Origin of the sequence: Lentzea albidocapillata, assembly GCF_000719115.1 — a bacterium.
GTDB classification, from domain to species: Bacteria; Actinomycetota; Actinomycetes; order Mycobacteriales; family Pseudonocardiaceae; genus Lentzea; species Lentzea albidocapillata.
The window spans coordinates 67,278-88,729 of sequence record NZ_JOEA01000002.1; the positions used below are offsets into that span (position 1 = coordinate 67,278).

Annotated in this window: 8 protein-coding genes; all 8 read left to right on the forward strand. The window is 74.0% G+C overall.

All coding sequences use genetic code 11. The features are described from left to right. The first annotated feature begins 174 nt into the window (after nt 1-174). From IG04_RS0102460 to IG04_RS0102495, 8 genes are read left to right on the forward strand one after another with little or no spacing between them, the layout of a single operon-like run. Nucleotides 175-4,818, forward strand: a complete 4,644-nt coding sequence (locus tag IG04_RS0102460; RefSeq protein ID WP_036013431.1) for a non-ribosomal peptide synthetase — start codon at nt 175-177, stop codon at nt 4,816-4,818. Further along, entirely contained in the window at nt 4,815-9,230 is a 4,416-nt protein-coding gene (locus IG04_RS0102465; protein WP_245815835.1) for an amino acid adenylation domain-containing protein, read from the forward strand. The genes IG04_RS0102460 and IG04_RS0102465 overlap by 4 nt, the downstream gene beginning before the upstream one ends. A 32-nt stretch (nt 9,231-9,262) precedes the next feature. Continuing rightward, a complete protein-coding gene (locus tag IG04_RS0102470) occupies nt 9,263-9,457 on the forward strand; it encodes an MbtH family protein (RefSeq protein WP_030474848.1) in 195 nt (64 codons plus the stop codon). A gap of 1 nt (nt 9,458) precedes the next feature. Continuing rightward, nucleotides 9,459-9,749 (forward strand): phosphopantetheine-binding protein, encoded by a 291-nt coding sequence (locus IG04_RS0102475; protein WP_030474849.1) that lies wholly within the window; start codon nt 9,459-9,461, stop codon nt 9,747-9,749. Beyond that, nucleotides 9,746-10,513: a thioesterase II family protein gene (locus tag IG04_RS42190; RefSeq protein ID WP_051768721.1), complete on the forward strand. Its 768-nt coding sequence runs from the start codon at nt 9,746-9,748 to the stop codon at nt 10,511-10,513. Before IG04_RS0102475 ends, IG04_RS42190 begins: the two co-directional genes overlap by 4 nt. Beyond that, entirely contained in the window at nt 10,494-11,669 is a 1,176-nt protein-coding gene (locus IG04_RS0102485) for a cytochrome P450 (protein WP_030474851.1), read from the forward strand. Before IG04_RS42190 ends, IG04_RS0102485 begins: the two co-directional genes overlap by 20 nt. A 15-nt stretch (nt 11,670-11,684) precedes the next feature. Beyond that, complete coding sequence (locus IG04_RS0102490) at nt 11,685-12,911, forward strand: MFS transporter (protein WP_051768723.1); 1,227 nt, start codon at nt 11,685-11,687, stop codon at nt 12,909-12,911. A 15-nt stretch (nt 12,912-12,926) separates the two neighbouring features. Beyond that, entirely contained in the window at nt 12,927-21,416 is an 8,490-nt protein-coding gene (locus IG04_RS0102495) for a non-ribosomal peptide synthetase (protein ID WP_051768725.1), read from the forward strand. Nucleotides 21,417-21,452 lie beyond the last annotated feature (36 nt).

A 21,452-nucleotide genomic window follows, 5' to 3' on the forward strand; every position in this document is an offset into this window, starting at 1 on the left:
CTGGCGTGGTGCCGACGCTAGGGACGCCGTGAACCCTTGTGCGGCAGGCGGTGCGGCAGCTGCTGGGGCAGGTGGCTGCTTCCGCCAAGGTGCCGCCCGACCTGCCGATCCGGCCGTCGTCGCGCGCCTAGCTTTCGACTCGAACGTCCACCGCGCACCGATCCGGAGGGTGACATGTCGCTGCACGAGGAGGTCGGCCGCATCGCGTCCGCCGCACCGGATCGCACCGCGGTGCGATCCGGGGGGCGGTCGACCGGCTATGCGGAACTCGACCGGCTGGCAGGCGCGCTGGCAGCGGAACTCGCCGGCGCGGGGCTGCGCCCCGGCGGCGTCGTCGCGGTGCGCAGCCGTTCGCGGTCGGACTACGTGACCGCGATGCTCGCCGTGTGGCGCGCGGGCGGCGCGTACCTGCCGCTCGACCCCGAAGCCCCCGCAGGACGCACCGAGGACATGCTCGACGACGCCGGCGCGACCCTGCTCGTCGAGGACGGCGCGGTCCGCGAGACCGGAGTCGCCGACCGCGGCGCGACGGCCGGCCTGGCCTACCTGATCTACACCTCGGGCACCACCGGCCGTCCCAAGGGTGTCGCCGTCGGCCACACGGCCCTGGCCGCGCACGTCCCGGCCGTCGCGGAGCGCTTCGGGATCACCGGCCAGGACGTGGTGCTGCAGATGGCGGGCCCGTCGGTCGACGTCGCCGTCGAGCAGGTGCTGACCGCGCTCGCCGCCGGCGCGTGCCTGGTGCTGCCCGAACGGCCGTTGCTGTCGGTCGACGAGCTGCTGCGCCTCATCGAGGACGAGCGGGTCACCGTGGCCAACCTCCCGGCGGGCTACTTCCACGACTTCGCCGCCGCTGTGGACCGGGTGCCGCCGTCGCTGCGCCTCATGGTCTCCGGCAGCGACCGGCTGTCCCCCGCCGCGGCGGCCGAGTGGACCCGGCGCACCGGGGTGCGGCTGCTCAACGCCTACGGACCCACCGAGACCGTGATCACCGCGACCGTGCACGAGACGGCAGGGGAAACCGGTTCGGTACCCATCGGCACACCGGTCGGCGGACGGCGCGCGCACGTCCTCGACGGCCTGCGCCCGAGCGTGGAGGGCGAGCTGTACCTCGGCGGCCCCGAGCTGGCCGTCGGCTACCTGGGCAGCGCGGCGCAGACGGCGGCCCGCTTTCTGCCCGACCCGTCCGGCCCGCCGGGGTCGCGCATGTACCGCACGGGCGACACCGTCCGCCGCCGGCCCGACGGCGTGCTCGACTTCGTCGGCCGCGGCGACGACCAGGTCAAGGTCCGCGGCTACCGGGTGGAGCTGGGCGAGGTGCAGCACGCCCTCGCCGCGCACCCCTCCGTCGAGACCTGCGCGGTCGTCCCGCACGGCACCGGCCTCGCCGCCTACGTCACCGGCGCGGTGGACACCGCCGAGGTGCGCGACTTCCTCGCCCGGCGACTGCCCTCGCACATGGTTCCCGCCTCGGTCACCACACTCGACCGGCTGCCCCTCACCGACGGCGGCAAGGTCGACCGCGCCGCGCTGCCCTCCCCTGCCTCAGCACCCGCCCCCGCGGCCGGGGACGACGCACCCCGCGACCACACCGAGCAGTTGCTCGCCGGGATCTGGGCCGACGTCCTGGGGGTTCGCCAGGTCGGCCCGCACGACAACTTCTTCCACCTCGGCGGCGACTCGCTGACCGCAGTCCGGGTCGCGAGCCGCGTGTTCGAGGCGTTCGGCCCGGTCTCTCCGTACCTGGTCTTCGAGGCCCCCACGCTCGCCGGGTTCGCCGCCGCGCTGCGCGCCGGTTCGGCACCCGCCCGGCCCGGCCCGGTCGCCCGATCCGGCGCCCCCACGCCGTTGTCGCGGTTCCAGCGCGGCCTGTGGCTGCGCGAGTGCTGGGAGCCCGGCGGCTCGATCTACAACGTGCCCTGGCTGTTCCAGTTCAGCGGCCCGCTCGACACGGCGGCGTTGCGCCGAGCCCTTCAGGCGGTGGCCGACAGGCACGACGCGTTGCGCTCCACCGTCGGCACGGACGGCGACATGGCGCCGGTGCTGGTCGTCCACGACCACGTCGAGGTCCCGTTCACCGAGACCCACGGGGAGCTCGAGGAGCAGGTCGCCGCCGTGGCGCAGCTCCCGTTCGACCTCGCAGAAGGGCCACTGCTGCGCGCCCGCCTGGTCCACACCGGCCCCGGCGAGGCGACCCTCGTACTCGTCGTGCACCACATCGTCTGGGACGAGGGGTCGCTGCGGGTGCTCGACCGTGAACTCCGCGAGTACTACCTCGCCGCCGTCGAGGGCCGGGTGCCCCGCCTGCCCGAGCTGGCCTTCCAGTACAGCGACTACACCCGATGGTCCACAGAGGACTCTTCCGAGTCCGATGTGGACTACTGGGCCGAGCACCTGCGCGGCGCACCGTCGACGCCCGCCATCCGCCCCGACCGCGACGGCACCGCGGGCACCGGGCGCGGCGGGGTCCTGCCCTTCGCCTTCGACCAGGAACTGGCCGAAGGGGTGCGGGCCCTCGCCCGCGCCGCCGGCGCCACCCCGTACCTCGTCCTGCTGGCCGCCCTCGTCGAGGCGCACCGGCGCCGCGGGGTCGGCGACGTGGTGATCGGCACCCCGGTCAGCGTCCGCGACCGCGCCGAACTCGACGCGCTCGTCGGCTACTTCATCAACCTCGTCCCGCTGCGCTTCCGGCCTGACGGGGAGGAACTGACCGGCCGCGACCTGCTCGACCACGTGCGTTCGGTGGCGCTGGACGGTTTCCGCCACCAGGGCGTGCCGTTCGAGGAGATCGTCGCCGCGACCTCCGGCGAGCGCAGCGGTGCGGGCACTCCCCTGTTCCAGCTGGTCTTCGAGATGCACACCGCCGACGCCGGGACGGCCCCGTACGGCGCGGTCGCCGTCGAGAAGCGGTTGCACGCCAACGAGTTCTCCCGGTTCGACCTGTCCTGGTCGGTCGAGGACGACGGAGCCGGCTTCCACGGCCGCGTCGAGTACGCCGCCGACCTGTTCGAGGCCGCCACCGCCGCGGCGCTGAGCGCGCAGTGGCGGGCGGTGGTCGAGGAACTGGTCGCCGACCTCGACGCGGAGCTGCCCGCCGTGGCCGAGCCCGCCGACATCGACACCCCCGTGCACGTCCGCATCGCCGAGCAGGCCGGGCGGACCCCCGGCGCGACCGCTCTCGTGTCCGGCTCGGAGTCGCTGACCTACGCCGAGCTCGACGCCGCCACCAACCGCGTCGCCCGGCACCTCGCCGCGCTCGGGGTCGTCCCCGGCGACGTGGTGGCCGTCCGCATCCCCCGCGACACCGCCCTGGTCGTGGCGCTGCTCGCCGTGCTCAAGGCTGGCGCCGCCTACACGTTGCTCGACCCCGACCTGCCGGCCGCCCGCCAGGACCAGGTGGTCACCGACGCGGGCGTGCGCCTGGTCGTCACCGCCGAGACCGTGTCCGGAGCTTCGGGCGAGGGCGGCGACTTCGTCGTGCCGGTCGAGGCCGATGCCGTCGCCTGCGTCATGTACACCTCCGGCTCCACCGGTCGTCCCAAGGGCGTCGCCGCCACGCACCGGGCGCTCGCGGCCACCTACAGCGGCCAGGACTACGCCGGTTTCGGCAAGGACGAGGTCTGGCTCCAGTGCTCGCCCGTGTCGTGGGACGCGTTCGGGCTGGAGCTCTACGGGGCCCTGCTGTTCGGCGGGACCTGCGTGCTGCACCCCGGCCAGCGGCCCGACCCGCAGACCATGGCCGAGCTGGTCGCCCGGCACGGGGTCACCCAGCTGCAGCTGTCGTCGAGCCTGTTCAACTTCCTGGTCGACGAGCTCCCGGAGGTCTTCGCCGGCCTGCGGGTGGCGTTCACCGGCGGTGAACGCGCCTCGGCCGCCCACATCGCCCGCCTCGGCGAGCGATACCCGCACGTGCGGGTCGTGAACGGCTACGGGCCGGTGGAGAGCATGGGCTTCACCACCACCCACGACGTGACCGTCACCGACCTCACCGCGGCGGTGCCCATCGGCAAGGCCGTGGCGCACAAGGGTGTTCACGTCCTCGACGACAGGTTCCAGCCGGTCGGCGGCAGCGAGCAGGGCGAGATCTACGTGACGGGCGCGGGCCTCGCCCTGGGGTACGTCGCCCAGTCCGGGATCACCGCCGGGCGGTTCCTGCCCGACCCGTTCGGCCCGCCGGGGTCCCGGATGTACCGCACCGGCGACATCGGCGGCTGGAACGCGGACGGCACCCTGGCCATCACCGGCCGCGCCGACGACCAGGTCAAGATCCGCGGGTTCCGGGTGGAGCCCGGCGAGGTGGCCACCGCGCTGGCGGGCTGCCCGGGGGTCGGCGACTGCGCGGTCGTGGCCCACGAGCCCGTGCCAGGCCGGCCCCGTCTCGCCGCCTACGTCACCGCCCGCGGCGACGTCGTCCCGGACCTCGCCGGCGTGCACGACTTCCTGGCGGGCCTGCTGCCCGACTACATGCTCCCGTCCAGCGTGACCGTCCTCGACGCGCTCCCGATCACCGCCAACGGCAAGCTCGACCGGGCCGCACTGCCCGGCCCCTCCGAGACCGTTGCCGTTTCCTCGGGCGGGCCGAACACGACCGACGCCGAGCGGCTGGTGGCACGGGTGTGGGCCGAGGTGCTCGGGCTCGCCGAGGTGGGCCCGCAGGACAACTTCTTCCGCGTCGGCGGCAACTCCCTGGCCGCGGTGCGGGTCGCCATGCACCTGTCCAGCGCGACCGGGTCCCGCGTCCTGCCCCGGCAGGTGTTCGCCGCGCGGACCGTGAGCGCCCTCGCCCGCACGCTCGAGACGACTGGAGCAGCACAGTGAGCACCACGACGCCGGTGTCCGGACTGCAGCGCGGCCTGTGGTTCATGGACCGCTGGAACCCGGGATCGCCCGCCTACCTCGTGCCGTGGGTCTTCGAGTTCGACGGCCCGGTCGACGCCGGCGTCCTGCACCGCGCCCTGCGGTTGCTGGTCGGACGGCACGAGGCCCTGCGCACCACCTTCGACCTCGGGCCCGACGGTCCGGTCCGGACAGTCCACAGTGGAGTACGGCTGCCGTTCGCCGAGGTCGCCGTCGACGGTCAAGCCGCTCTGCGCGCTTTGCTGGACAACGAGACCCGCGCCGGGTTCGACCTGACCGAAGGGCCGCTGCTGAGGGCGACCCTCGCCACCGGGCCCGGAGTTCTGGACACGCTCGTCCTCGTCGTGCACCACATCGTGTGGGACGGCTGGTCGGCCGGGGTGTTCGAGCGCGAGCTGGCCGAGGTCTACAACGCCCTGGCAGAGGACCGGGAACCCGACCTCGCTCCCTTGGCGCCCGTGCACGAGATCGCGGTGTCCAAAGCGGACCAGCTGACCTACTGGACCGAACAGCTCGCCGGCGCCCCCGCCGAACTGACCCTGCCCACCGACCGGCCCCGCCCGCCCAGCCGGACGTTCGCCGGCGGGACCGAGATGTTCGGCCTGCCGGCCGGTACCGCCGCCCGCGTCCAGGACCTGGCCGCCGGCCTCGGCGCGACGCCGTTCGTGGTGCAGGTGGCCGCGTTCGCCGCGCTGCTACACCGCTGCACCGGCGCCAGGGACCTGGTGGTCGGCACGCCGGTCACCACCCGCGACCGTCCCGAACTCGCCGGCGTCGTCGGCTACTTCGTCAACATCGTCGCCCTGCGCGTGCGCATCGACCCCGCCGCCACCTTCGCCGACCTGGTCGAGCAGGTCCGGGACACCGCCTTCGACTCCTACGCCTGCCTCGACGTGCCTTTCGACGAGGTCGTCGACGCGCTGGCGCTGGAGCGCACGGCCCGGCACGCGCCGCTGGTGCAGGTCGTGTTCGGCGCGCACGCCGAGGACCCGGCCCCGCTGCGTTTCGGCGCCGCCACCGCGTCGCGGCGCATGCACCACAACGGCACCAGCAAGTTCGACCTCACCTGGTCGACCTTCGACGACGGCGAGCTGCGCGGGGAGGTGGAGTACGCCACCGACCTGTTCGACCGGGAGACCGTGCTGCGCATGGCCGGCCACTGGCGCACGCTGCTCGCCGCCGCTCTGGACGCGCCGGACAAGCCGTTGTGGCGGCTGAGCCCGCTCGACGCCGCGGAGACCGCGATCGCGCTCGCACCTCCACGTGGCGGCGAGACCGCACCGCTGCCGCTGCACCGCGCGTTCGAGGCCGCTGCCGACGCCCACCCCGACCGACTCGCGCTGACCCACGGCGACCGATCGTGGACCTACGCGGAACTCGACGCCGCCGCCAACCGCGTCGCCCACACGCTGGCCGCTGACGGCGTCCGCAGGGGCGATCGGGTCGGGGTGCTGCTGGAACGCGGTGAACGGGTCGTCACGACGATCCTGGGCGTGCTCAAGGCAGGGGCGGCCTACGTGCCCGTCGACCTGGCCACTCCGGCGGACCGGGCCGGCTTCGTCTTCGCCGACACCGGCGTCGAGGTGGTCGTGACCGACGACTACCTGGCCGGCCCGAGGCTGGCGGAAGCCCCGTCGCACCGGCCGGAAACACACGTCGGCCCGGCTGACCTGGCCTACATCATCTTCACGTCCGGCTCGACCGGGAAGCCCAAGGGCGTCGCCGTCTCGCACGAGCACGTCGGCAGGCTGATGCGGTCGGGCATGGAGCACTTCGCCTTCGCCGAGACCGACGTGTGGACCCTGTTCCACTCCTACTCCTTCGACTGGACGGTCTGGGAGCTGTGGGCACCGCTGCTGCACGGCGGCCGGCTGGTCGTGGTGCCCCGCGTGGTCAGCCGGTCGCCCGAGGCGTTCGCGGACCTGCTGGCCACCGAGAGCGTCACCCGGCTGTGCCTGACCCCGTCGGCGTTGCGGACGCTCGAGGGCGTGCTGCGCACCTGGCCACTCCCGTTGCCCGCGCTGCGCTCGGTCATGCTCGGCGGCGAGGCGCTGGACCCGGCCGTGGTCCGGCGCTGGTTCGCGCTGGAGCACTGCCCGCCCGCGGTCCTGTGCAACCTCTACGGCATCACCGAGACCACGGTGCACGTCACCACGCTCGACCTGCCCGACGCGGACAGGTTCGGCCGCAGCCTGATCGGTGAGCCCATGCCGCACCTCTCGGCGCTGGTGCTCGACGAACGCCTGCAGCCGTGCCCGATCGGCGTCGCCGGCGAGCTGTACATCGGCGGCGGGTCGCTGGCCAACGGGTACTGGGGCCGTCCCTCGCTCACCGCCCGGCGGTTCCTGCCCGACCCGTACGGCGTCGTCCCCGGCGGCCGGCTCTACCGCACCGGGGACGTGGCGCGGCGGTTGCCCGGCGGCGGCCTGGAGTACGTGGGCCGCTGCGACGACCAGGTCAAGATCCGCGGGTTCCGCATCGAACTCGGCGAGGTCGAGGCCGCCGTCACCGCCCACCCGGCGGTCACCTCCTGCGTGGTGACCGTGCACGACGACAGGCTCGCCGCGTACGTCACCGTCGACGGCACGCCCCCGTCCTACGCCGAGCTGCGCGCGTTCCTCGCGGCGACGCTGCCCGAGCACATGATCCCGGCGACGGCGACCGTGCTCGCGGTGATCCCGCTGACCGTCAACGGCAAGGTCGACCGGGCCGCGCTGCCCGCCCCCGACTTCGACTCCGTGCGCGACGCCGACGCGCACGTGGCCCCCTCCACACCGCAGGAGCGCGCGCTCGCCGAGGTCTACGCCGACGTGCTCGGGGTCGACGGGGTGGGCGCCCGCGACAACTTCTTCCACCTGGGCGGCGACTCCATCCGCGCCGTCCACCTCGCGGGCAAACTGCGCGAGCGCGGCTGGACCGTGCAACTGCCGGACCTGTTCGGCGCGCCGACGCCCGCCGAGCTCGGCCCGTTGCTGAAGTCCAGTACCGGCCCCGAGAAGCGGTCCGTGCCGTTCGACCTGGTGTCCGGCGCCGACCGGGCCGCGCTGCCCGCCGACGTCGTGGACGCCTACCCGATGGTGGCCATGCAGATGTCGATGATCTTCCACATGGAGCTGTCCGGCGACGCGGGTGGTTACCACAACGTCAACAGCTACCGGGTCGCCGGCACGCTCGACGAGAGCGCGCTGCGCCGCGCCGTCGGCGACGCCATGACCCGTCACCCGGTCCTGCGCACCACTTTGGACGTTTCCCGCTACAGCGAGCCGCTACAGCTGGTGCATGCCGAGGCGCCGATCCCGGTGCACGTGGCGGACCTGCGCGGGCTGAGCCCCGAGGCGCAGACCGTCGCCGTCGCCGACGTGTTCGACGACAACGTCGCCGCCCGGTTCGACCTGCGCACCGCCCCGCTGTTCCGGGTCACCGCCCAGCACCTGGCCGACGACGCCTTCCAGCTCACCGTCGCCGAGCACCACGCCATCCTCGACGGCTGGAGCTTCACCTCACTGCTCACCGAGGTACTGGAACGGCACAGCGCGCTCTCGGCCGACCCCGGCCGGGCGCCACTTCCCGAACCTCGGTCCACGTTCCGCGACTTCGTCGCCGTCGAACAGGAAGCGATCGCCTCGCAGGGCAGCGAGCGGTACTGGAAGTCCACACTGGACGGAGCGAGCGGCGCGATCTGGTCCAGCGGACCGCCGGAGCTCGGCGAGCCGGAGATCCCGCGCACGATCGAGCACGTCGTCCCCGGCGCCGACGCGATGCTGCGTGACACCGCCCGCCGGCACGGCGTCACGGTGAAGACCGTCGGCCTCGCCGCGCACGTCGCCGCACTGCACCGGATCACCGGCCTGCCGCGCTTCACCACCGGCCTGTCGGTCAACGGCAGGCTGGAGACGGACGGTGGCACCGAGGCGTACGGCCTGTTCCTCAACACCGTGCCCCTGGTGGTCGACTTCGCCGAGAACGGTGCCGATCTGATCAAGGCGATGCACGAGGCCGAGGCGGCGATGCTCCCCCACCGCCGGATGCCCTTCGCCCGCATCGCCCGGCACCTCGCCGACACCCGGCTGGAGGCGTGTTTCGCCTTCCTGCGCTTCCACTCGCTGGGCAGGCTGGCCGGCTCCCCGACCCGGCTGCTCGACGACCGCATCGGCTGCGAGCCGACCCTGCGCTACGAGCCGACCAGCTTCGCCCTCGGCGCCGCCCTGGTGCAGGACCCCTCGTCGGCACGGGTGCTCCTCGCCGTCGACCACCTGCCCTCCGTCGTCCCCGACGACGTCGCCGACGCCTACGCGGACGCGTACGTCGAGGCACTGCGAGTGCTCGCCGCCGACGCCACCGCGGACCTCCGGGTCCCGGAGTTCGCCCGGTAGCCCCAGATTTCCCGTCAGAGAAAGGAACACCCATGGACGCGTTCACCGACTTCGCCGTGGTGATGAACCACGAGGAGCAGTACTCGATCTGGCCGACCGAGCTGGACGTGCCGGCGGGCTGGCACACGGTCGGCAAGAGCGGCGCACAGCAGGACTGCCTCGACTACATCGACGAGGTGTGGACCGACATCCGCCCGCTGAGCCTGCGCACCGCGCTGGGGGTCTGACATGACCGCCACCACCGACATCGAGGGCGTGGTCGCGGCTGTCTGGGCCGACGTGCTCGGCGTCGAGCAGGTCGCACCGACCGACGGGTTCTTCGCGCTGGGCGGCTACTCGCAGCAGGCCGTGCGCACCGTGCACCTCCTGCGCGACCGCCTGGGCGTGGCCGTCACGCTGCGGGACCTGATGTCGGCGGGCACGCTGGCCGACTTCACCGCTGCCGTGCGGGCACGTGCCGAGGCGGGTGCGCCCGCGCGGCCGGTGGTGCGCCTGACCGGCAGGCGCGGCACGCGATGACCACCGCCGTCGCCCGCCCGGTCGTGCTGGACGACTGGTCCTACCTGCCCTGCCCGCGAGGGCCGCGGGCACGGCGCCTCGTGTGCTTCCCGCACGCGGGCGGCGACGTCGGCACCTTCACGGAGCTGGCCGTCGCGGCCGGACCGGGCGTCGAGGTGCTCGCCGTCCGCCTGCCCGGCCGGGGCGGGCGCTACACCGACCCGTTGCCGGGGACGTTCGCCGAGCTGATGTCCGCGGTCGCCGCGGGCGTCGGCCCCCGGCTCGGTCCGCACGCGGTGTTCTACGGCCAGAGCTTCGGCGCGCTGCTCGCCTACGAGGTGGCGGTGGCGCTGGGGCCCAAGGGTCCCGCGGCGGTCGTGGCCGCCTCGGCCCCCGCCCCTGCCGACTGGGAACGCGCCGTCCGGCCGGTCGCGGCCGACCCCGCCGCCGGGGCGGAGCGGTTGCTCGCCGAGTGCGGACTGACCGTGCCCGACGACGACGCGGTCCGCGCCATGGTGCTGGCCGTGCTGCGCGCCGACATCGCGGTCGGCGCGACCTACCGGCACCGGCCGGGCCCACCGGCCCGGTTCGCCGTCCACGCCCTGACGGGCGCCGCCGACTCCGGCGCGAGCCCGCCCGGGACGTGGGCGAACACCACCACGGGCCCGTTCACCTCGGCGGTGCTGCCCGGCGGGCACCTGCTCGTCGCGCCCGGCGACCCCGGACCGGCCGACCTCCTCCGAACCCTCTGCCTGGGAGCGCGCAGTGACCACCACGACCGTTGACCTGACCGATGCCCGCCTCTGGGCAGACCCCGGCATCAGCGCGCTCGTCGACGAGCTGCGCGCCGCCGCCCCGGTCCAGCTCACCCACACCGCCCAGGACGGTCCTGTGTGGTCGGTGCTGTCCTACGAGCACTCCTCCGCCGTGCTCACCGACTCCGCCACCTATGGCTCCACCGGCGGCTCCCTGCTCGGCAGCGGCGGCGCACCCGCCGGCGCCGGGAAGATGATGGCGCTGACCGACGGCAAGCATCACCGCGACCTGCGAGCCCCGCTGCTGCCGTTTTTCTCCCCGAAGGGCGTGCGCGGCAGCACCGAGCGCATCAACGACCTCGCCGCGCAGGTGGTCGCCGACGCGGTCGCCCAGGGGCAGGCCGACCTGGTCGAGGTCATGGCCACGGTGCCGCTGGTGGTCATGTGCGACGTCCTCGACATCCCCGAGGCCGACCGCGACATGGTCGTGTCGGTGTGCGACGCGGCGTTCCTCGGCACCACACCGCAGGACCGCAGGGCCGCCCACCAGCGGCTCCTGCCGTACCTGTTCGAGCAGGCGATGCGGCGCCGGATGGCACCGGCAGGCGACCTGATCAGTGTGCTGGCCACGCACAGGGTCAAGGGCAGGCTGCTGCCGATCGAGGACGTCGTCCTCAACCTGGACAACATCATCGTCGGCGGCGTGCAGACCGTCCGGCACACCGCGGCGATGAGCATCATGGCGCTGCTGGACAACCCCGTGGAGTTCCAGCGGCTGCGCGAGGGCGCCGTCGGCGTCGACTCCGCCACGGACGAACTGCTGCGCTACACCTCCGTCGGCCTGCACGTGCTGCGCACGGCCACCCGCGACACGCGGCTGGGCGGCGTCGACGTCCGCGCCGGCGACAAGGTCGCGGTGTGGACGTGGGCCGCCGACCACGACCCGGCCGCCTTCGACGCCCCGCACGAGCTGCGCCTGGACCGCTCGCCCAACCGGCACCTGGCACTGGGCGTCGGCCCGCACTACTGCATCGGCGCGCCGCTGGCCAAGGCCGAGCTCGGCGCGGTCTACCGGGCGCTGCTGGACCAGGTCGCCGAGATCGAGGTGACCGGGGCGCCGGTGCACAACCAGTCGATCATCAACTTCGGCTTCGACCACCTGCCCGTCACCCTGCACGCGCGCTGAGAGAGGTCCTTTCCCATGTCCCAGACGACTGTCAGCGACGCACGCCCGTCCCCACCCCGAAGGCCCGGCTGGACCCGCGTCGGCATCGTCCTGGGCGGCCAGGGCGTGTCGCTGATCGGTGACCAGGTGTTCTTCATCGCCGCGGTATGGGCGGCCGCCCAGATGGGCGGGACCACCGCCGTCACCCTGGTCACCCTGGCCGAGTCGGTGCCGCGCGCCCTGGCGATGATCTTCGGCGGGGTGCTGTGCGACGCGCTGGGACCGCGGGTCGTGCTGCTGCGCACCACGTCCGTGCGGATCGCGGTGCTCGCCGTGGCCACGGTGCTCGCGCTGAACTCGCCGTCGGTGTGGCTGCTCGTCGTGGTGGCCGCGCTGGAAGGCGCGCTGCTGGGACTGGGCACGCCGTCCTTCGGCACGCTCATGCCGCGCATGGTGGAGGGCGACCAGCTCGGCAGGGCGAACTCCATTCGCACCATGGTGGCCCGGTTCGCGCCGATCATCGGGTCGCCGTTCGGCGCGTGGCTCGTGGCCGAGGGGCAGCTCCCGATCGCACTGGGCGTGGTGACGGTGGGGTGCGTGGTCGCGTTGCTGTGCCTGGCGCCGGTCACCAAGGAGATCTCCGCCCCGACCGCGGCGCCGAGCGGGGTGCCGATGTGGAAGCGCACCGGTGACGGGCTGCGGCTGCTGCGCTCCGACCGCAAGCTGCGTCTGCTGTTCCTCTCCGCGCTGTGCCTCGACTTCGCCTTCGCCTGGCCGATGAACCCCGGCCTGCCGGTCCTCGTGATCGACCGCGGCTGGCAGGTCTCCGCCGTGGGCCTGGTGATCGCCTGCTGGGCGGGCGGCGCGCTGGCCGGAGCGGGGATCAGCGCCGTCGTCGGCGAACGGATACCGCTGTCGGTTCGGCTGGTGGGCAGCGGCGTCGGCATCGGCGTGCTGCTGGTGGCGATGGTGTTCGCCCCGACCCTGACGGCGATGGCCGTCCTGTCCGTGGCCCTCGGCGTCTGCTCCGGCCTCAACGGGCCCGCGGCGGTCACCCTCTACCAGAAGGCCGCCCCTGCCGACCGGCTCGGCACCGCCATGGCGATGCTCGCGCTGGCGGGCATCGGCTGCGCCCCCTTCGCCTACGCCCTCTCCGGCGCCCTCGCCGGTCTCACCTCGCCCGAGGTCGCCTGGGCGGTCACCGCGCTGGTCGCGTTCGGCGGGCCCATCACCGCCGCCCGCGCACTGCGGATCCCAGCCTAGAAAGGAATGCCTCCCATGTCCGCACTGTCGTTCGGCCAGCAACGCTTGTGGTTCCTCGACCAGCTCGACGGTCCCGGAGCCGCCTACAACGTCCCGGTCGCCCTGCGGCTGCGCGGACCTCTGGACATCGCCGCCCTGCGCGCCGCCGTCGCCGACGTGGCGGCCAGGCACGAGGTGCTGCGCACGGTCATCCCCGTCGTGGACGGGACACCGGGGCACCGCGTCGTCGAGGACCCGAGCCCACCCTTCGAGATCGTCGACGCCGAACTGCCCGCGGCACTGGTCGCGGCGGCGTCCCGGCCGTTCGACCTCGCCACCGAGATCCCGTTGCGCACCACGCTGTTCCGGGCCGGGCCCGACGAGCACGTGCTGCTGGTGCTGCTGCACCACATCGCCGCCGACGGCGGCTCGTTCGGCCCGCTGTTGCGCGACCTCGACACCGCCTACACCGCCCGTGCGGCAGGCACCTCGCCGGACTGGACGCCACTGGAGGTCCAGTACGGCGACTTCGCTCTGTGGCAGCGCGAAGTGCTCGGCGCCGAGGACGACCCGGACAGCCTGCTCGCCGAGCAACTGGCGTACTGGACGAACAGGCTGGCAGGCCTGCCCGAGCGGATCTCGTTGCCCGCCGACGGTCAGGGCACGGGCGCCGGGATCGTCGAGGTGGAACTGCCCGCAGATCTCTGCGCGCGACTGGCCGACGCGGTCCGTGCGGCGGGCTGCACCCCGTTCGTCGGCCTGCAGGCGGCGGTCAGCGCCGTGCTGGGCCTGAACGGCGCCGGGCCGGACGTCGTGCTGGGCACACCGGTGTCGGGCCGGCAGGACCCCGCGCTGGACGACCTGGTCGGCTTCTTCGGCAACACCCTCGCGTTGCGCACCGACCTCTCCGGCGACCCCGGTTTCGGCGAGCTGCTGCGCCGGGCCAGGGAGACCGCGTTCGACGCCTACGCCCACCAGGACGTGCCGTTCGAGCGGGTCGTCGAGCGGCTCGGCGTGGACCGCGGCTCCAGTGCGCACCCCGTCTACCAGGTCATGCTGGTCCTCCAGGAGGACACGGCCCCGCCGCGGCTGGGCGGGCTCGCCGTCGCCGCGGAACCGCTCGACCTCGCCGCGGCCAAGCTCGACCTGAGCGTGGTGTTCGCCCGCCGCGCCGACGGCGGCATGGACTGCCAGCTCGAGTACGCGGCCGACCGGCTCGACCGCGCGTTCGCGGCGCACCTCGGCGACACCCTGGTCCGCCTGCTCGGCATCGCACTGTCCACTCCGGACCTCCCGCTGTCCCGCCTGGGCCTGCCTGCCGCGCCCGCCGCACCGGTGCGCGCGGAGACGCCGGCGCCGGTCGAGGAGGAGGCACCGGTCCGCCGGGCACCGCGCGACGAGCGCGAACGAATCCTTTGTGGACTGTTCGCGGACGTGCTCGGCCTGGAGTCGGTCGGCGTCCACGACGGGTTCTTCGCCCTGGGCGGGCATTCCCTGCTCGCGACGCGGCTGATCAGCCGCGTCCGCGCGGCGCTGGGCCTCGAACCGGGCCTGCGCGTCTTCTTCCGCTCGCCCACCGTCGCCGGGGTCGCCGCCGCCCTCGACAAGGCCTCGGGCACGGCACACCCGCCGCTGGTGGCCCGCCCGCGCCCGGAGACGGTACCGCTCTCCCCCGCTCAGCAGGGCCTGTGGTTCCTCGCGGGCGTGAGCGGCCAGGACCGCGCCTACACCATCCCGTTGACCCTGCACCTGAACGGGCGCGTCGACGTGCCCGCCCTCGCCGCCGCCCTGCGCGACGTCGTCACCCGGCACGAGAGCCTGCGCACGGTGTTCCCCGCCGTCGACGGGCAGCCGCGCCAGCACGTCCTCGCCGAGTTCGGCGACGTGCTCACCGCGCACCGGTGCTCGGCCGCCGACCTCGACCGGCTCGTCGACGAGGCCGCCCGCGCGCCCTTCGACCTCGCCGCCGATCTCCCGCTGCGGGCCACCCTGCTGTCCACAAGCGACACCGAGTCGGTGCTCGTGCTCGCCCTGCACCACATCGCGGGCGACGGCGTGTCGAGCGGTCCGCTGCTGCGCGACCTGGGCACCGCCTACGAGGCCAGGCTGGCAGGCCGCGCACCCGGCTGGGCGCCGCTGCCGGTGCAGTACACCGACTACACCCTCTGGCAGCGGGAACTGGACCTCGACGGCCGCGTGAACTACTGGAAGGCCGCGCTGGACGGCCTGCCCGAGGAGCTGTCCCTGCCCTACGACCGGTCCCGCCCGGCCGATCCGGCCCACGCCAAGGACGCCGTCACCGCCCAGGTCGACGCCGGCACCCACGCCGCCCTGACCGCACTGGCCCGCGCCAACCAGGCAACGCTGTTCATGGTCGTGCACGCCGCCCTCGCCGCCACGCTGACCCGCATGGGCGCGGGCACCGACATCGTCGTCGGCACCCCCGTCGCGGGCCGCGCCGACGAGGTCCTCGACGACCTGGTCGGATTCTTCGTCAACTCCCTGGTGCTGCGCGTGGACACCGGCGGCGGGCCCGCCTTCACCGATCTGGTCGCCCGCGTCCGGGAGACCGACCTGGCCGCCTACGCCGCCGCCGACGTGCCCTTCGACCGGCTGGTCAAGGAGCTCAACCCGCCGCGCGTGCTCGCCCGCCACCCCCTGTTCCAGGTGGCGCTGTCGCTGACCGGCGGCGAGGACGCCGGCGGTCCCCGCCTGACCGGACTCGACGTCCGTCTCGCCGACGGCGCGCAGGGCAACGCCAAGTTCGACCTCACCCTGACCGTCGACGAGAAGCCCCGCGCCGGAGGTCTGGACTGCACGCTGGAGTTCAGCACCGACCTGTTCGACCCGGCCACCGCGCGCCGTCTGCTCAGTGCTCTCACCCTGGTCCTGACCGCCGTCGCCGCCGACCCCGGCCGGGCCGTCGACCGCCTGCCCGTGCTCGGCCCCGCCGACAACGCGTTGGTGCTGCACGAGTGGAACGACACCGACGCGCCCTTCCCGGACGAGACCGCGCACGCCCTGTTCGCCGCCCGCGCCGCAGCCCACCCCGAGGCCGTCGCGCTGATCACCGACGACGCCAGGACCAGCTACCGCGAGCTGGACGAGCGGTCGAACCGCGTCGCCCGCCACCTGCGCGACTGCGGCGTGCGGCGTGGGGACGTCGTCGGCATCGCGCTGGAGCGCGGCGTCGACCTCGTCGCCGCCGTGCTCGGTGTGCTCAAGGCGGGCGCGGCCTACACCGTGCTCGACCCCGCACTGCCCGCCGAACGCGTCCGCGAGATCTGCGCCGAGGCCGGCGTCACCGAGACCGTCACCGCTGAACGGATGGCGGCGGCCGCCGGGCTGTCCGCCGCGCCGGTCGAGGTTCCCGGCGCACCCACGGACGCGGCCTGCGTCATGTTCACCTCGGGCTCCACCGGGCGTCCCAAGGGGATCCTGGGCTCGCACCGCTCGATCGTGGCCAGCCTGCTGTCGCAGTCGTTCCTCGACTTCGGCCCGGAGCAGGTGTGGCTCCAGTGCTCGCCGGCGTCGTGGGACGCGTTCGTGCTGGAGCTGTTCGGACCGCTGCTGTCGGGGGCCGCCTGCGTGCTGCACCCCGGGTCGCGTCCGGAACCGGCGGTCGTCGCCCGGCTCATCCCCCGGCACGCCATCACCACCGCCTACCTGTCGGCCAGCCTGTTCAACTACCTCGTCGACGAGCACCCGGAGGTCTTCGCCGGGCTGCGCCAGGTGATGACGGGCGGTGAGGCCGCCTCGACCCGCCACGTCGGCGAGCTGCTGCGCCGCCACCCGCACGTGCGCCTGGTCAACGGCTACGGCCCGGTGGAGAACATGATCATCGGCACCAGTCACGTCCTGGCGCCGGCCGATGCGCTCGGCCGGTCGGTCCCGATCGGCCGTTCCCTCGTCAACAAGCGCACGCACGTGCTCGACGCCGCTCTCCAGCCGGTGCCGCCCGGTGTCATCGGCGAGGTCTACCTGTCCGGCCTCGGACTCGCCGAGGGTTACCTCGGCGAGTCAGGCCTCACTGCGGGCCGGTTCCTCACCAGCCCGTTCGACGGCCCCGGCGAGCGCATGTACCGCACCGGCGACCTGGGCCGCTGGAGCGCCGACGGCGTGCTCGAGTACGTCGGCCGCACCGACGACCAGGTCAAGATCCGCGGCTTCCGGGTGGAGCCGGGCGAGGTCGGCGCGGTGCTCACCCGCCACCCCGCCGTCGCCCAGGCCGCCGTCGTCGTCCGCGAGGACCGGCCCGGCGACAAGCGCCTGGTCGCCTACCTGGTGCCCGCCGACGGCGCGCTCGACACCGCCGGGGTCCGCGAGCACGCCGCCGCCGCGCTGCCCGACTACCTCGTGCCCGGCGCGTTCGTCGTGCTCGACGCCCTGCCGCTGACCCCCAACGGCAAACTCGACCGCCGCGCCCTACCGGCCCCTTCGGCCGAGGCCACCGCCGACCAGGCCAGGCCGCGCACGGCCCGTGAGGAGATCCTCTGCGGGCTCTACGGCGAGCTCCTCGGCATCGAGAGCGTCGGGGTCCGCGACAGCTTCTTCGACCTCGGCGGCCACTCGCTGCTGGCGGCCAAGCTCATCGCCCGCGTCCGCGCCACCTTCGGCGCGGAACTCGCGCTGGCCGACCTGTTCGCCACCCCCACCGTCGAGGGTGTCGCCGCCGCCGTCGACCGCTCCGAGGGCAGGCCCGTCCGCCCGCCCCTGGTCGCGGGCACCCGGCCGCGGGTGCTGCCCCTGTCGCCCGCCCAGTCCCGGCTGTGGTTCCTCAACCGCTTGGAGAACCAGGGCGGGGGCTACGCCGTCCCGTACGCACTGCGCCTGACCGGCGCGCTGGACCGCGTCGCGCTCGAGGCCGCCCTGCACGACGTGGTCGGCAGGCACGAGGCGCTGCGCACCGTCTTCCCCGAGGTCGACGGCACCCCCTGCCAGCTCGTGCTCGACGAGTGGCGGCCCGCCCTGGAGGTCGTCGGCCACGCCGACCTCGACGCCGCGCTCGCCGACGCCGCCCGCCAGGAGTTCGACCTCGCCGTCGACGCGCCGATACGCACCACTTTGTTCGTCACCGGCCCTGACAAGCATGTGCTCCTCCTGCTGCTGCACCACATCGCCGTCGACGGCGCGTCCCTGGGCCCGCTGGTCCGCGACCTGCGCACCGCCTACACCGCGCGGCTGGCGGGCGCCGAGCCCGGCTGGGCGCCGCTGCCGGTGCAGTACGCCGACTACACCCTGTGGCAGCGCGACCTGCTCGACTCCCTGCTGGCCGGCCAGGTCGAGCACTGGCGCGGCGCGCTCGCGGGCCTGCCGGACGAACTGGCGCTGCCCGCGGACCGCCCCCGCCCCGCCGTCGCCACCCACCGGGGCGGCACGGTGCCCGTCGAGATCGGCGCCGCCCTGCACGCCCGGCTGCTGGAGCTGGCCAGGGACCACCGGGTGACGCTGTTCATGGTCCTGCAGGCCGCGCTCGCCACCCTGCTCCACCGCGTCGGCGCGGGCACCGACATCCCGATCGGCACGCCGGTCGCCGGCCGCGCGGACCGTGCCCTCGACGACGTCGTCGGGTTCTTCGTCAACACCCTCGTGCTGCGCGTCGACACCACGGGCGACCCCACCTTCACCGACCTGCTCGCCAGAGTCCGTGAGACCGACCTGAAGGCGTTCGAGCACCAGGACGTGCCGTTCGAACGGCTCGTGCAGGAACTGAACCCGGCCAGGTCCCTGGCCAGGCACCCGCTGTTCCAGGTCTCGCTGGTGCTGCAGAACACCGGCCAGGCCGACCTGTCCCTGCCGGGCCTGGCGGTCGCCGAGCACGAGATCGGCGCGGAGAGCGTCAAGTTCGACCTGGGCCTGGGTTTCGCCGAGGCGCCCGGCGGAGGGCTGGACGGCTCCCTGGCCTACGCCGCCGACCTGTTCGACGCGGCCACCGCCCAGAGCCTGGCCGACCGGTTCGTCCGCGTGCTGGCCGCCGTCGCCGCCGACCCCGGCCTGCGCACCCGCGAGATCGACGTCCTCGACCCGGCCGAGCGCACGCTGATCCTCAGGGACTGGAACGACACCGACGCCGACGTGCCCGCCACGACCCTGCCCGCACTCTTCGCCGCCCAGGTCGCCCGCACCCCGCACGCCCCGGCCGTCGAGTTCGACGGGACAGGCCTCACGTACGCCGAACTGGACGACCGCGCCACCGACCTGGCCGGCGCCCTGCACCGCGCGGGGGCCGCCCCGGGCCGCACGGTCGGCGTAGCGCTGCCGCGCTCGCTGGACCTGATCATCGCGCTGTACGCCGTGCACAAGACGGGCGCGGCCTACCTGCCCGTCGACCCCGGCTACCCGGCCGACCGGGTGGCGCACATGGTCGCCGACGCCGCACCGGTGCTGGTCCTCACGCCGGAGTCGCTGGCCGCCCTGCCCGCGGTCGCCGAGGACACCCCACTGCCGTCGGCGACCCCGGACGACGCGGCGTACGTCATCTACACCTCCGGCTCCACCGGCAAGCCCAAGGGCGTGGTCGTCCCCCAATCCGGCATCGTGAACCGCCTGCTGTGGATGCAGGACCGCTACCACCTCACCCCGTCGGACCGCGTCCTGCAGAAGACCCCGTCGAGCTTCGACGTGTCGGTGTGGGAGTTCTTCTGGCCGCTGATCACCGGCGCGGTCCTGGTCGTGGCGAAACCCGAGGGCCACAAGGACCCCGCCTACCTGGCCGGCCTGATCGAGAGCACCGGCGTCACCGTCGCCCACTTCGTCCCGTCGATGCTGGAGGTCTTCACCGCCTCCGTCGCCCCCGGCCGCTGTCCGGGCCTGCGCCAGGTCGTCTGCAGCGGCGAGGCTCTGCCCACCCCCCTCGCCGAGCGCTTCGCGGCGGGCTTCACCGCCCACCTCGACAACCTCTACGGCCCCACCGAGGCGTCCGTGGACGTGACCTGGCAACGCTTCCGGCACGACCCGACCCCGTCCGTCCCCATCGGACGTCCGGTGTGGAACACCCAGGTCTATGTCCTCGACCCGGCCCTGTCCCCGGTGCCCGCCGGCGCGACCGGCGAGCTCTACCTCTCCGGCACCCAGCTGGCCACCGGCTACCTCAACCGCCCCGCCACCACCGGCCGGCGCTTCGTCCCCAACCCCCACCGCCCCGGCGAGCGGATGTACCGCACAGGTGACCTGGTCCGCTGGCACTCCGGCGGTGTGCTGGAGTACCTGGGCCGTACCGACGACCAGGTCAAGATCCGCGGCGTCCGGATCGAACTGGGTGAGGTCGCCGCCGCCGTCTCCGCGCACCCGTCGGTGGCCCAGGCCGCCGCGGTGGTCCGCGAGGACCGCCCTGGCGACAAACGCCTGGTCGTCTACGCCGTCCCCGCTGAGTCAGCCGGTTTCGACGCGGCCTCCGTGCGCGAGTTCGCGGCGCGGTCGCTGCCCGAGGCCATGGTCCCCGCGGCCGTCGTCGCCTTGACGGAACTGCCCCTGAGCCCGTCAGGCAAACTCGACCGCAGGGCCCTGCCCGCCCCCGACTTCACCCGCGCCCCCACCCGCCCGCCGCGCGACCACCGCGAACGCGTCCTCTGCGCCGTGTTCGCCGACGTCCTCGGCCTGGACTCCGTCGGCGTGGACGACGACTTCTTCGACCTGGGCGGCCACTCCCTGCTCGCCACCCGCCTGGTCGACCGCGTCCACCGCGCCCTGGGCGTGCGCACCACCATCCGCGCCGTCTTCGACGCCCCCACCCCCGCGGGACTGGCCACCCGCCTCGACGAGACCGACACCGACCCCCTCAACGTCCTGCTCCCGTTGCGCGCCAACGGTTCCAGGGCACCCCTGTTCTGCGTTCACCCCGCAGCGGGCATCGGCTGGGTCTACTCAGGACTGCTCCGCCATCTCGACGACCGCCCCGTCCACGCCCTCCAGTCCCGTGCACTCACCGAAGCCTGGACCGGCACCTTGGAGGAGATGGTCAAGGACTACCTGGCGGAGATCCGCGCCATCCAGCCCGAGGGTCCCTACCACCTCCTGGGCTGGTCCTTCGGCGCCCAGGTCGCCCACGCCATCGCCACCCGCCTCCAGGCCGAGAACGCGGAGGTGGCCTTCCTGGCCCTCCTCGACGGCTACCCCGGCACCCCCGCAGACCCGGTGATCGCCATGCCCCCTGCCCCCGACCCGGTGATCGCCATGCCCTCAGCCCCCGACCCCACCACGGACCTCCTGGCCTCCCTGGGCCGAACCTCCCTCGACGACCTCGTCCCCGTCCTCGGCGCCCGCGCCGTGGCCGCCCTCCCCTCCGTCTTCGCCCACAACCGCCACCTCTCCGACACGCACACCCCCACGGCCGCCTACCGTGGCGACGCCCTGTTCTTCCTGGCCACCGAGGGCCGCACCGACTCCTCACCCCACCCCGACGCGTGGGCCCCCCACATCACCGGCACTCTCCACGTCCACCCCGTCACCGCCACCCACGGAGACATGACCCACCCCGTCCCCATGGCCGAGATCGGCGCCACCATCGCCGGCCACCTGAACCGCTGACCCCTCCCCACCGGGACCGGCCTGTCACCCGACGGG